The sequence below is a fragment of the Rhizobacter sp. P3_C12 genome, assembly GCF_056402735.1.
Map to the genome: position 1 here is coordinate 1 of NZ_JBFUGW010000200.1, position 11,587 is coordinate 11,587.

General features: G+C 68.2%; 14 protein-coding genes. 4 read left to right on the forward strand and 10 right to left on the reverse strand.

Annotated features, from left to right (window positions below; all coding sequences use genetic code 11):
• Positions 1–96: 96 nt before the first annotated feature.
• The 3 genes from AC1DXV_RS24595 to AC1DXV_RS24605 form a co-directional block, all read right to left on the reverse strand.
• Positions 97–1,068 (reverse strand): porin, encoded by a 972-nt coding sequence (locus tag AC1DXV_RS24595; protein ID WP_477865018.1) that lies wholly within the window; start codon positions 1,066–1,068, stop codon positions 97–99.
• Positions 1,069–1,255: 187 nt separating this feature from the next.
• A complete protein-coding gene (locus AC1DXV_RS24600) occupies positions 1,256–2,008 on the reverse strand; it encodes an amino acid ABC transporter permease (RefSeq protein ID WP_477865019.1) in 753 nt (250 codons plus the stop codon).
• An 18-nt stretch (positions 2,009–2,026) separates the two neighbouring features.
• Positions 2,027–2,896 (reverse strand): basic amino acid ABC transporter substrate-binding protein, encoded by an 870-nt coding sequence (locus tag AC1DXV_RS24605; protein WP_477936011.1) that lies wholly within the window; start codon positions 2,894–2,896, stop codon positions 2,027–2,029.
• 208 nt (positions 2,897–3,104) lie between these two features.
• Between AC1DXV_RS24605 and AC1DXV_RS24610 the strand changes: the two genes are divergently transcribed.
• Positions 3,105–4,289 carry an acyltransferase family protein gene (locus AC1DXV_RS24610; RefSeq protein ID WP_477936013.1) on the forward strand — a complete coding sequence of 395 codons (1,185 nt, stop codon included), beginning with the start codon at positions 3,105–3,107 and terminating at the stop codon, positions 4,287–4,289.
• On the opposite strand, the gene AC1DXV_RS24615 is transcribed toward AC1DXV_RS24610, so the two are convergent.
• Positions 4,252–5,040 (reverse strand): ferritin-like domain-containing protein, encoded by a 789-nt coding sequence (locus AC1DXV_RS24615; RefSeq protein ID WP_477865022.1) that lies wholly within the window; start codon positions 5,038–5,040, stop codon positions 4,252–4,254. The genes AC1DXV_RS24610 and AC1DXV_RS24615 overlap by 38 nt on opposite strands.
• A 37-nt stretch (positions 5,041–5,077) precedes the next feature.
• Between AC1DXV_RS24615 and AC1DXV_RS24620 the strand changes: the two genes are divergently transcribed.
• Genes AC1DXV_RS24620 through AC1DXV_RS24630 form a run of 3 tightly spaced genes read left to right on the forward strand, consistent with a single transcriptional unit; the run spans position 5,078 to position 7,065 of the window.
• Complete coding sequence (locus AC1DXV_RS24620; RefSeq protein WP_477865023.1) at positions 5,078–5,602, forward strand: gamma carbonic anhydrase family protein; 525 nt, start codon at positions 5,078–5,080, stop codon at positions 5,600–5,602.
• Positions 5,602–6,573 (forward strand): Hsp33 family molecular chaperone HslO, encoded by a 972-nt coding sequence (gene hslO / locus AC1DXV_RS24625; RefSeq protein ID WP_477865024.1) that lies wholly within the window; start codon positions 5,602–5,604, stop codon positions 6,571–6,573. The genes AC1DXV_RS24620 and hslO overlap by 1 nt, the downstream gene beginning before the upstream one ends.
• A gap of 15 nt (positions 6,574–6,588) precedes the next feature.
• On the forward strand, positions 6,589–7,065 hold the full coding sequence (locus tag AC1DXV_RS24630) for a CopD family protein (RefSeq protein WP_477865025.1): 477 nt from the start codon (positions 6,589–6,591) through the stop codon (positions 7,063–7,065).
• Positions 7,066–7,078: 13 nt separating this feature from the next.
• On the opposite strand, the gene AC1DXV_RS24635 is transcribed toward AC1DXV_RS24630, so the two are convergent.
• The 6 genes from AC1DXV_RS24635 to AC1DXV_RS24660 form a co-directional block, all read right to left on the reverse strand.
• A complete protein-coding gene (locus tag AC1DXV_RS24635) occupies positions 7,079–7,717 on the reverse strand; it encodes an AAA family ATPase (protein ID WP_477865026.1) in 639 nt (212 codons plus the stop codon).
• Entirely contained in the window at positions 7,714–8,343 is a 630-nt protein-coding gene (pnuC, locus tag AC1DXV_RS24640; RefSeq protein WP_477865027.1) for a nicotinamide riboside transporter PnuC, read from the reverse strand. Before pnuC ends, AC1DXV_RS24635 begins: the two co-directional genes overlap by 4 nt.
• Before the next feature lie 13 nt (positions 8,344–8,356).
• Positions 8,357–8,635, reverse strand: coding sequence for a cell division protein FtsB (gene ftsB, locus AC1DXV_RS24645; protein ID WP_047594663.1), 279 nt, complete (start codon positions 8,633–8,635; stop codon positions 8,357–8,359).
• A gap of 9 nt (positions 8,636–8,644) precedes the next feature.
• On the reverse strand, positions 8,645–9,928 hold the full coding sequence (gene eno / locus AC1DXV_RS24650) for a phosphopyruvate hydratase (protein WP_477936015.1): 1,284 nt from the start codon (positions 9,926–9,928) through the stop codon (positions 8,645–8,647).
• Between the two features lie 50 nt (positions 9,929–9,978).
• Positions 9,979–10,833: a 3-deoxy-8-phosphooctulonate synthase gene (kdsA, locus tag AC1DXV_RS24655; protein WP_477865029.1), complete on the reverse strand. Its 855-nt coding sequence runs from the start codon at positions 10,831–10,833 to the stop codon at positions 9,979–9,981.
• Positions 10,830–11,587: glutamine amidotransferase-related protein (locus AC1DXV_RS24660; RefSeq protein ID WP_477936017.1), on the reverse strand; the 758-nt coding region annotated here is incomplete at its 5' end. The genes kdsA and AC1DXV_RS24660, both read right to left, overlap by 4 nt.

Genomic DNA, 11,587 nt, shown 5'->3' on the forward strand with positions numbered 1-11,587 from the left:
GGCCTGAAGCGCTACTTCCTCGGCTGAAAGCAAAAACGGCCTGTCTTTCGACAGGCCGTTTCGCTGCTGGGCGCGGCTCGCGCCGCGCTCAGGAGATCAGAAGTTGTGGCGGATGCCCACTGCGAAGGAGCTGAAATCCAGACCCTTGGTGGTGGCGCCGTTCGGGAAGTACGTGGCTTGCGGCTTGTTGTCGACCTTCGTGTAGAAGGTGTAGACCTTGGTGCGCTTGCTCAGGTTGTAGTTGTACGCCACGGTGGCTTGCTTGGCGTCGGTGTCGGCAATGCCGTCGACCTTGCCGGCCAGGCCGAAGTTCAGGTGGAACTCCGAAGCGCCCATGGCGTACATGCCCGACAGGCGGACCGTGTTGATCTTGCCGTCGCCGGCGTAGCTGCTGTCCAGCATCGCGCGCTGGTAGTAGCCGCCGAACGTGAAGGCGCCGACCGTGTACAGCGCGCGGATGGCGAACTGCTTGTCGTCGGCATTCTTCGAGAAGCCGGCGCCCAGTGCCAGGTCACCGACCGAGTAGTTGGCAGCGAAGTCATAGGCCTTCTCGGCGCCCGTAGCGCCTTCCGGTGCCGACACGGCCGCTTCCAGCGACAGGTTCTTCACGAACTCGGGCGCGCGGTAGGCGACCTTGTTCGTGTCGCGCATGACGTAGTTGTACAGCTTGTCTTCCGACGTGCCGGTGTCATGGTTGTGCATGCTCACGTAGTCGGCCGTCGCGTAGTACGACTCGCTCGTGAAATTGCCCAGGCGGATCGTGCCCAGCGTGGCGCTCTGCAGGAACACTTCCGATTGACGGCCCCAGAACGAAGCGGCGGCGACGCCGGTGTCGGAGTTGAAGCCATGTTCCAGCTGGAAGCCGGCCTTCAGGCCGCCGCCCAGGTCCTCGACGCCCTTGAAGCCGATACGCGATGCATTGTTCTGCAGCACGGTCTTCTTGGCGTCGCCGGTCTTCTGGTTTTCGATCGAGTCGTTCAGGCGGCCGTAGATGGTGACGCTGCTTTGTGCGAACGAGGCGCCGGCGGCAACGGTGGCCACGGCGGCGACGATGAGGGAGCGTTTCATGGATGCTTTTCCTTGGGGTTGGGGATGGCGTGTATCTGCTGCACCCATTGCTTTTGTCTTGAAGGTGCAAGACGCAAATGTTATGCGGCGGAAGCTTCGATATGGAAAACCGAAGGCTCGAACACGCGAAACGCCGCCCGAAACGTTGTCATCAAACGACATTGACGCGCGGCCGAAGCCGCAGCGCTCAGCGCCCGCGCAAGTGCGCGGGGGCTTCGAGGCGCTTGGCCAGCATCGAGAGCAGCAAGGTCAGCACGAGGTACAGCGCCGAAATCGCGAGGTAGGGCTCCCAGTAGCGCGAATAGGTGCCGGCCACGGTGCGTGCGGCCAGTGCCAGCTCGGCCAGGCCGATCGCCGACACCAGCGACGAGTCCTTGATGAGCGTGATGCCCTCGTTGACCAGCGCCGGCATCATGCGGCGGAAGGCCTGCGGCAGCACGATGAAGCGCATCGCCTGCGGGTGCGTGAGGCCCAGGCTGTAGGCGGCYTGGGTCTGCCCGAGGTGGATGCTCTGGATGCCGGCGCGGAAGATCTCGGAGATGTAGGCGCCGGCGTTCAGTGTCAGCGCGAGCGCGCCGGAGAAGAACGCGCCGTGGTTCTGGCGGAACTCGCGCGCCGCCTCGCCGCTCAGCAGCAGCCCGCCGTCCGGGTGGATCAGCGCCGGCATCAGCGCGAAGTGCACCAGCAAGATCTGCACGAACAGCGGCGTGCCGCGGAAGAAGGTCACGTACGCCAGCGTGAGCGAGCGCAGCCCGGCCAGGAACCAGCGCGCCGGTGCCGACTTCGGCGGCGGCGCGTCGCGCGAACTGCTGACCAGCCCGAGGGCGACGCCGAGCAGCAGCCCGGCGCCGATCGCGATCAGCGTCAGCAGGATCGTCGTCCACAGGCCCGACAGGAAGAGCGGCCCGTAGCCGGCCAGAATGCCCCAGCGCAAATCCATGACCGGCTCGGCGCGGGTTTACTTCGAGGCAGCCGAAGCGGCCGGCGCGGCCGCAGCCGCAGCGCCGAAGTACTTCGTGTAGATCTGGGCGTAGGTGCCGTCGGCCTTGATGTCGGCCAGGCCCTTGTTCAGCTTGCCGAGCAGCTCGGCGTTGCCCTTCTTGACCGCGATGCCGTACTGCTCGGGCGCGAAGGCCTTGTCGGCGACCGTCTTGAACTTGCTGTCGGCGTTGTTGGCGACGTAGTTGATGACCACGCCGTTGTCGGCCACGACCGCATCGACGCCGCCGGCTTCCAGCTCCTTCAGCGCGAGCGGGGTCGACTCGAAGCGCTTGATGTTGGTGCTGGTCTTGCCCTGCAGCTTGCTGACGACCTCGTCGCCGGTGGTGCCGGTCTGCACGCCGACCTTCAGCTTCTTCAGGTCGTCGAACTTCGAGATCTTCGAGGTCTTCTTGACGGCGATCAGCTGCTGCGCGTCGAAGTACGGGCCGGCGAAATCCATCGTCTGCTTGCGCTCGTCGGTGATCGTGATGGCCGAGACCAGCAGGTCGCGGTCGCCCTGGCCGAGCGTGTTGAAGATGCCTTCCCACGGCGTGTTGGTGAACTTCACCTCGATGCCGGCCTGCTTCGCGATGGCGGTGACGACGTCGATGTCGAAGYCGACGATCTCGCCCTTCTCGTTCTGCGATTCGAACGGTGCGTAGGCCGCGTCGGTGCCGACGACGTAGACCTTGGCGGGCGCCGGGGCCGGTGCGGAAGCGACGGCGGCCGGCGCCGAGGCGGCCGGTGCGGCGGCGGTGGGCTCCTGCTTGCTGCAGGCAGCGAGCAGCAGGCCGGCGACGGCCAGGCCGGCCGTTTGCAGGAAGCGACGGGTGTTCAATGCTGTCATGGATACCCCTGGGGTGGTCTGTTGTGTGAGAACGGGATGGTTGGGTCCGCGAGCTAGCAAGTCGCGGGCCGCTGCAGTGTAAGCCTGCCGAAACCGGTTTCCGCCCGCGGTCGATCCGGGTTCCCGGCGGACGGTGCGGCCCGTGGATACGGGGTGTCGCGCGGCGCGGCGCGATGCTACAAACGGCCTCGACCCCGGAACGTTCCCCATGAATTCCCCTCCTGCTGCGCKCATTCCGCAGCACCTGCCCGCGCTCGACGGCGTGCGCGGCCTGGCCATCGTGCTGGTGCTGTGCCACAACTTCCAGATCCTCGAAGGGCCGTCCGGCCTGGTCGGCCGCGTGTTCGAACTCGCGTTCGACCTGGGCTGGGTCGGCGTGCAGCTGTTCTTCGTGCTGAGCGGTTTCCTGATCACGCGCATCCTGCTGCAGACCCAGGACGCGCCGAACTATTACTCCGCCTTCTTCGGGCGGCGGCTGCTGCGGATCTTCCCGCTGTACTACGCGACGCTGGCGGTGGCCTTCATCGTGCTGCCGGCGCTGGGCGCGATGCCGGCGCGCTGGGAGGTCGACCGGCCGCAGCAGGCGTGGCTGTGGCTGTACCTGTCGAACTGGTCGGGCCCCTACGGTGGCGCGACGCATGCGTTCCCGCATTTCTGGTCGCTTGCGGTGGAGGAGCAGTTCTACTTGTTGTGGCCCTTGCTGGTGCACCGGCGCTCGGCTGCGCAGGTGCTGCGCTGGTGCGGTGCGATCGCGGTGGCGATCCTCGGCGTGCGCATCGGCATGCTGGCGGCCGGGCTGGGGCCGGACCCGGTGTACTCGTTCACYGTGACGCGGCTGGATGCGCTGGCGATCGGTGGCGCGGCGGCGGCGTGGCTGCAACTGCCGGGCGCGCCGGCGCGGGCGATCGCGTTGCGGCAGCGGTTGATCGTCGGCGCGCTGGTGCTGGCGGCGATCGGCTTCGTCGTGACGCATGGCTATCCGCGCACCTCGGTGCTCGGGCAGACGCTCGGCTACAGCGTGCTGGCGGTGGTCTTCGCGCTCGGCGTGGTCGCTGCGGCCGCGGGGGATGCCGTGGCGGCGAACGGCTGGGTCGGCTGGTTGCGTGCTGCGCCGCTGCGCATGCTGGGCCGCTACAGCTATGCGATGTACATCTTCCACAAGCCGCTGCACGACCTGGCCGGCAAGCCGCTGCTGCAGTCGCTCGGGCTGTACGAGCATGCGAGCCCGGCGCTGGCGCTGGGCTACATCGTGGCTGGCACGCTGGTCACGCTCGCGCTCGCGATGGCGTCGTACCACCTGTTCGAGAAGCACTTCCTCGGGTTGAAGCGGTGGTTCGTGGCGGAGCCGGCGGTGGTCACGGCTGGCTCAGGTACGCCAGCTCCTCTGCGCTGAACCCCGCCGCTTCGCGTGCCTCGCGGTTGAACGGCGGCCGCAGCCGCGGTGCCTCGTACTGGCGCGCCAGCACCGCGTAGTGCGCGATCGGGTCGAGCCCGTCGCGCCGGCACAGCCAGCGGTACCAGTGGTTGCCGATCGCGACGTGGCCGATCTCGTCGCGCAGTATCACGTCGAGGATCTCGACCGTGCGCGCGTCGCCGGCCTTGCGGAACTTGGCCTGCAGCGGCGGCGTCGCATCCAGCCCGCGCGCCTCCAGCGTGCGCGGCACCAGCGCCATGCGTGCAACCACGTCACCGGCGGTGCGCTGCGTCATCAGCCACAGGCCGTCGTGCGCATCGAAATCGCCGTAGTCGTGGCCGCCGCTGCGCAGGTGTTCGCGCAGCAGCGAGAAATGCAGCGCCTCCTCGCTCGCCACCCGCAGCCAGTCGGCATAGAAGGCCACCGGCATGCCGGCGAAGCGGAACGCCGCATCGAGCGCCAGGTTGATCGCGTTGAACTCGATGTGCGCGATCGCGTGCAGCAGCGACGCACGCCCCTCGGGCGTGAAGGCCGAGCGCATCGCCACCTCCTTCGGGGGCACGAGGCGAGGGCGGTCGGGCCGGCCGGGCAGCTGCGTGGGCACCGCGATGGCTTCGTCGGGATCGATCAACGCGGCATCGAGCTGCTCGAAGAGCGCCCGCGCCGCGGCCGCCTTCTCGGTGGGGTCTCGGAGGCTCAAGACCTCCAGGGCGCGCTGTCGCGGGTTCATCCCTAGAATCATAGGCTGTGCATTTCGGGCGATCGCCATGGCCGTCTACCAACTGGGGGAGCTGTCTCCCGACATCGCCGCGTCGGCCTGGGTGGCCGACAGCGCCCGCGTGATCGGCAACGTCAGCCTGGGCGACGACGCGAGCGTCTGGTTCGGCGTCGTGATCCGCGGCGACACCGAGCGCATCGCGATCGGCCGCGGCAGCAACATCCAGGACAACAGCGTGGTGCATGCCGATGCCGGCTTTCCGGTGTCGGTCGGCGAGGGCGTGACGGTCGGCCACCAGGCCATGCTGCACGGCTGCACGATCGGCGATCATTCGCTGATCGGCATCCAGGCCGTCGTGCTGAACGGCGCGAAGATCGGCCGCCATTGCCTGGTGGGCGCCGGCGCGCTGGTCACCGAGGGCCAGAGTTTCCCGGACGGCTCGCTGATCCTCGGCACGCCGGCGCGCGTGGTGCGCCAGCTGTCGCCCGAACAGATGCAGGGGCTCGAGAAGAGCGCCGCCCACTATGTCGAGAACGCCCGCCGCTACCAAGCCGGGCTGAAAGAAATCAGCTGATGAGCGAATTGCACAAATTCCTGTTCGAAGGCCTGCCGGTGCGCGGCATGCTGGTGCGCCTGACCGATTCCTGGGTCGAGATCCTGCGCCGGCGCAGCACGGCATCCGATGCGTTCCCGCCCGCGGTGCGCGCGCTGCTCGGCGAGATGTCGGCCGCGGCGGTGCTGATGCAGTCGAACATCAAGTTCGAAGGCTCGCTCGTGATGCAGATCTTCGGCGAGGGGCCGGTCAAGCTGGCGGTGGCCGAGGTGCAGTCCGACCTTGCGTTCCGCGTCACCGCGAAGGTGGTCGGCGAGGTGGCGCCCGACGCGCGCCTGGCCGCGATGGTCAACGCCGGTGGCAAGGGCCGTTGCGCGATCACGCTCGACCCGAAGCCGCGCGGCCCGGGGCAGCAGCCGTACCAGGGCGTGGTCGCGCTGCACGGCGACAGCGGCGAGCCGCTGCAGAAGCTGGCCGACGTGCTGGAGCACTACATGCTGCAGTCCGAGCAGCTCGACACGCGGCTGATCCTCGCGGCCAACGACGAGGTGGCCGCCGGCCTGCTGATCCAGCGCCTGCCGATCGAGGGCGAGGGCAACCTCGCCGGCCGCCGCAACGAAGACGAGATCGGCCTGAACGAGGCCTACAACCGCATTTCGCACCTGGCCTCGACGCTCACCGCCGACGAGTTGCTGACGCTCGATGCCGACACCGTGCTGCGCCGGCTGTTCTGGGAAGAGACCGTGCGCCGCTTCCCGCCGATGACCGGCGAGCTCGGGCCGCATTTCGCGTGCACCTGCTCGCGCGAGCGCGTCGGTGCGATGCTGAAGGGGCTGGGCCGCGAGGAGGTCGACGGGGTGGTCGCCGAGCAGGGCCGGGTCGAGGTGGGCTGCGACTTCTGCGGCATCAAGTACCACTTCGACGCGGTCGATGTCGGCGAGCTGTTCACGCTGCCCCGCGACCAGCCGCCCGGCAGCACGACGCTGAACTGAACAAAGGACGCCACGATGCTCTACGCCAGCCTGAAAGCGCTGCACTTCCTGTCGGTGATCATCTGGCTCGGCGGCATGTTCTTCACGCTGTTCTGCCTGCGGCCGGGCGCGGCGCAGCTGCCGCCGGCCGAGCGCGTGCCGCTGATGCAGTCGGTGCTGCAACGCTTCTTCGGCATCGTGCTGTGGGTGGCGCTCGTCACCGTGCTGAGCGGCGGCTGGATGGTGGGGCGCGTTGCGTCGACCACCAAGGCGACCGGCGGGCCGTTCAACATGCCGCTCGAATGGAGCGTGATGGCCGGGCTCGGGCTGCTGATGGTCGCGATCTTCGGCCACATCCGCTTCGCGCTGTTCAAGCGCGTGCAGCGCGCGAGCGCCGCGCAGGACTGGGCGGCCGGTGGCGCTGCGTTGAAGGCGATTCGCGACTGGGTGGCGGTGAACCTGACGATCGGCGTCGTGATCGTGGTCGTCGTGATCGCCGGGACGATGACCTGAACCCGGCGGCGTGTCAGCGCGGCAGCAGGTGTCGCTCGCACTCCGCATCGCCGCAGCGCTCGCACAGCCATTGCCAGCGCGGGTTCGCGCGGGCCTCGTCGAGCACCGACGGTTCCAGCAGCGCATGCCGCACCGCCAGCAGCGCGTGCGACAGCCGCGCCGGCCCGGTGCCGGCCACCACCGAATAGCCGAGCCCGCCGCGCGCCAGCGCCGCGCGCACCAGCGCGGTGACCGGCTCGCGCACCTGGGGTCCGTCGCGCTGCAGGCCGTCGGCCTGCCACGGGATGTCGAGCGCCGTCAGCAACGTCAGCGCGCAGCGGCGCTGGGCCTCGATCGCGCTGTCGTACAGGCTGCGATCGCCGAACACCTGCTCGCTGTAGACCGCGATCATCAAGGCCGTGGTGTCGGCGATCACGATGTCGTGCGTCGCGGCGGCCGCGGCGATGCGGCGCGACTGCTCCTGCGCGATGCCGGCCTGCTCGTCGATGCGCGGCGTGCGCGCATGGCGGTCGCAGAACTCGCGCAGGTATTCGCCGACGAGGGCGACCGAGCGCCCGTCACGCTGCAGGGCCGCCTGCAACTCGCCGGCGAGCGTCGTCTTGCCGGTGCTCTCGGCCCCGACGATCGCAATGACGTGGCTTGCGCGGCTCACCCGGCCTGCTCCACCCGGCGCCACGCGCGCCAGCCGGCGAACGACATGCCGACGAAGATGACGTACAGCACCACCGTCAGCCACAGCCCCTTGTACGCGAACAGCCCGATGCTGACGGTGTTGACCACCACCCACATCGGCCAGTTCTCGACGTACTTGCGGCCGAGCAGCCACTGCCCGACCACGCTCGCGGCCGTGGGAAAGGCATCCCACCAGGGCACGTCGGTGTCGGTGAAGCGCTTCAGGAACCAGCCGAGCGCCGGCCACAGCGCGAACGTCGCGACGACCACGGCCAGCCGGCCGCGCGGGCCCAGCGAACGCACCCGCAGCGCACGCCCATCGCCCTGCGTGCCGCGCAGCCATTGCCACCAGCCCCAGCCGGCGACCAGCGCGAAGAACACCTGCAGGCTCGCATCGCCGTAGAGCTTGCTGTCCCGGAACAGCGCGACGTAGAGCAGCGAGCTGACGATCGCCAGCGGCCAGCCGAGCGGGTTGACGCGCATGTTGCAGACGACCATCGCGATCGCCAGCACGAAGGCGATCACCTCGACCCAGGTGACGGGCGAGCCCCACAGCGTGAAGGCCGCAGCGAACAGCGGCTGCAGCGCTTGCAGCAGGGCATCCATCACGAGATCGGGATCAGCGCTTGGCCGTCGACACCTGGACGTAGATCTCGTCCGGCTTGACCATGCCGAGCTCGAAGCGCGCCTTCTCCTCGACCATCTCGAGGCCTTCCTTCAGGTCGCTGACCTCGGCGACCAGGCGCTCGTTGCGCGCGCGCGCCGCGTCGTTCTCGCCCTTCTTCTGGTCGAGCTTCGCCTGCAGCTCCATCACGCGCGGCACGCCGCCCTTGCCGAACCACAGTTCGACATGGACGAGGGCCAGCAGCGCGATGAGGCCGAGGGTGACGAGGCGCACGGGCCCGGATCAGCGCAGGTTGTAGAAGGCGGCGCGGCCGGGGTAGCTGGCCACGTCACCCAGGTCTTCTTCGATGCGCAGCAGCTGGTTGTACTTCGCCATGCGGTCCGAGCGGCTCAGCGAGCCGGTCTTGATCTGGCCGGCGTTGGTGCCGACCGCGATGTCGGCGATCGTCGAGTCTTCGGTCTCGCCCGAGCGGTGGCTGATCACCGCGGTGTAGTTGGCGCGCTTGGCCATCTCGATCGCCGCGAAGGTCTCGGTCAGCGTGCCGATCTGGTTGATCTTGATCAGGATCGAGTTCGCGATGCGCTTGTCGATGCCTTCCTTCAGGATCTTCGTGTTGGTGACGAACAGGTCGTCGCCGACCAGCTGCACCTTGTGGGTCAGGCGCTCGGTGAGGTGCTTCCAGCCGTCCCAGTCGCCTTCGGCCATGCCGTCTTCGATGCTGATGATCGGGTACTTGTCGACCCAGGTCGCGAGGATGTCGGTCCACTCCGGCGCGCTCAACGTCAGGCCTTCGGCGCTCAGCACGTACTTGCCGTCCTTGTGGAACTCGCTGGCCGCGCAGTCGAGGCCGAGCGCGATCTGCTCGCCGGCGGTGAAACCGGCCTTGTCGATCGCCTGCAGGATCAGCTGGATCGCCGCCTCGTGGCTCGCGACGCTCGGCGCGAAGCCGCCTTCGTCGCCGACCGCGGTGCTCATGCCCTTGTCGTTGATGATCTTCTTCAGCGCGTGGAACACCTCGGCGCCGTAGCGCATCGCCTCGCGGAAGCTCGGGGCGCCCACCGGGATGATCATCAGCTCCTGCAGGTCGAGGCTGTTGTTCGCGTGCGCGCCGCCGTTGATGACGTTCATCATCGGCACCGGCATCTGCATCGCGCCCGAGCCGCCGAAGTAGCGGTACAGCGGCAGGCCGCTCTCTTCGGCCGCGGCACGCGCCACCGCCATCGAGACGGCCAGCGTCGCGTTGGCGCCCAGGCGGCTCTTGTTCTCGGTGCCGTCCAGGTCGATCAGCGTGCGGTCGAGGAAGGCCTGCTCCGAGGCGTCGAGGCCGAGCACGGCCTCGCTGATCTCGGTGTTCACATGCTCGACGGCCTTCAGCACGCCCTTGCCGAGGTAGCGGTTCTTGTCGCCGTCGCGCAGCTCGATCGCCTCGCGCGAGCCGGTGGAGGCGCCCGAGGGCACCGCGGCGCGGCCCATCACGCCGGATTCCAGCAGCACGTCGCATTCGACGGTCGGGTTGCCGCGGCTGTCGAGGATCTCGCGGCCGACGATGTCAACAATGGCACTCATTCAATCTTCCTTCAGGTTTTTTTCGACTACTGCTAGGGTGATTCTGGCGGTCAGTTGAAATCGGCTTCGAGGAAGCCGTTCTTCTTCGTGATGCGGTCGAGTTCCACCAAGGTGGTCAGCAACTCCTTCATGCGCTTCAGCGGCACCGCGTTCGGGCCGTCGCTCAAGGCCTCGGCCGGGTTCGGGTGCGTCTCCATGAAGACGCCCGCCACGCCGACCGCGATGGCCGCGCGCGCCAGCACCGGCACGAACTCGCGCTGGCCGCCGGAGCTCGTGCCCTGGCCGCCGGGCAGCTGCACCGAGTGGGTCGCGTCGAACACCACCGGGGCCTTCGTCTCGCGCATGATGGCCAGCGAGCGCATGTCGCTGACGAGGTTGTTGTAGCCGAAGCTCGCGCCGCGCTCGCAGGCCATGAAGCTGTCTTCCGGCAGGCCTTTTTCGCGCGCGGCGGCACGGGCCTTGTCGATGACGTTCTTCATGTCGCCGGGCGCGAGGAACTGGCCCTTCTTGATGTTGACCGGCTTGCCCGATTGCGCGACGGCGCGGATGAAATCGGTCTGGCGGCACAGGAAGGCCGGCGTCTGCAGCACGTCGACGATCGACGCCACGTGCTCGATCTCCTCGGTGCTGTGCACGTCGGTCAGCACCGGCACGCCGATCTCGCGCTTGACCTTGGCGAGGATCTCCAGCCCGCGCTCCATGCCGGGGCCGCGGAACGAGGTGCCCGACGAGCGGTTCGCCTTGTCGTAGCTCGACTTGAAGATGAACGGGATGCCGAGCGCGGCCGTCATTTCCTTCAGCTGGCCGGCGACGTCGAGCTGCAACTGCTCGGTCTCGACGACGCAGGGGCCGGCGATCAGGAAGAAGGGCTTGTCGAGGCCGGCGTCGAATCCACAGAGCTTCATGCCGCGGCCTTCTCGGGTTGCGGCTGCTCGCTGCGCGCGGTCTGGTGCGCGAGCGCGGCCTGGATGTAGGAGCGGAACAGCGGGTGGCCTTCCCACGGCGTCGACTTGAACTCCGGGTGGAACTGCACGCCCATGAACCACGGGTGCACCGCGCGCGGCAGCTCGACGATCTCGGTGAGCTTCTCGCGCTGCGTCAGCGCCGAGATCACGAGACCGGCCTCGCGCAGCTGGTCGAGGTAGTTGACGTTGGCCTCGTAGCGGTGGCGGTGGCGCTCGTTGACCACGTCGCCATAGATCTCGTGCGCGAGCGTGCCGGGCATCACGTCGGAGCTCTGCGCGCCCAGGCGCATCGTGCCGCCAAGGTCGGAGTTCGCGTTGCGCGTCTGGATCGAGCCGTCGGCGTCCTGCCACTCGTCGATCAGCGCGATCACCGGGTTCGGCGTGTCGGGTTCGAACTCGGTGCTGTTGGCGTTGGCGAGGCCGGCCTTGTGGCGCGCGATCTCGATCGTGGCGACCTGCATGCCCAGGCAGATGCCGAGGTAGGGCAGCTTGTGCTCGCGGGCGAACTGGGCGGTGAGGATCTTGCCCTCGACGCCGCGCTTGCCGAAGCCGCCGGGCACCAGGATCGCGTCGTAGCGCGCGAGCTGGTTCACGTTGTCGGTGGTCAGCGTCTCGGAATCGACGTACTCGATGTTGACGCGGGCGTGGTTGTGGATGCCGGCGTGGCGCAGCGCCTGGTTCTGCGACTTGTACG

Coding starts and splice junctions, on each gene's coding strand:
- AC1DXV_RS24595 (WP_477865018.1), bottom strand. CDS start 1,068: ATGAAACGCTCCCTCATCGTCGCCGCCGTGGCCACCGTTGCCGCCGGC.
- AC1DXV_RS24615 (WP_477865022.1), bottom strand. CDS start 5,040: ATGAACCCGCGACAGCGCGCCCTGGAGGTCTTGAGCCTCCGAGACCCC.
- AC1DXV_RS24620 (WP_477865023.1), top strand. CDS start 5,078: ATGGCCGTCTACCAACTGGGGGAGCTGTCTCCCGACATCGCCGCGTCG.
- hslO (WP_477865024.1), top strand. CDS start 5,602: ATGAGCGAATTGCACAAATTCCTGTTCGAAGGCCTGCCGGTGCGCGGC.
- AC1DXV_RS24630 (WP_477865025.1), top strand. CDS start 6,589: ATGCTCTACGCCAGCCTGAAAGCGCTGCACTTCCTGTCGGTGATCATC.
- pnuC (WP_477865027.1), bottom strand. CDS start 8,343: ATGGATGCCCTGCTGCAAGCGCTGCAGCCGCTGTTCGCTGCGGCCTTC.
- eno (WP_477936015.1), bottom strand. CDS start 9,928: ATGAGTGCCATTGTTGACATCGTCGGCCGCGAGATCCTCGACAGCCGC.
- kdsA (WP_477865029.1), bottom strand. CDS start 10,833: ATGAAGCTCTGTGGATTCGACGCCGGCCTCGACAAGCCCTTCTTCCTG.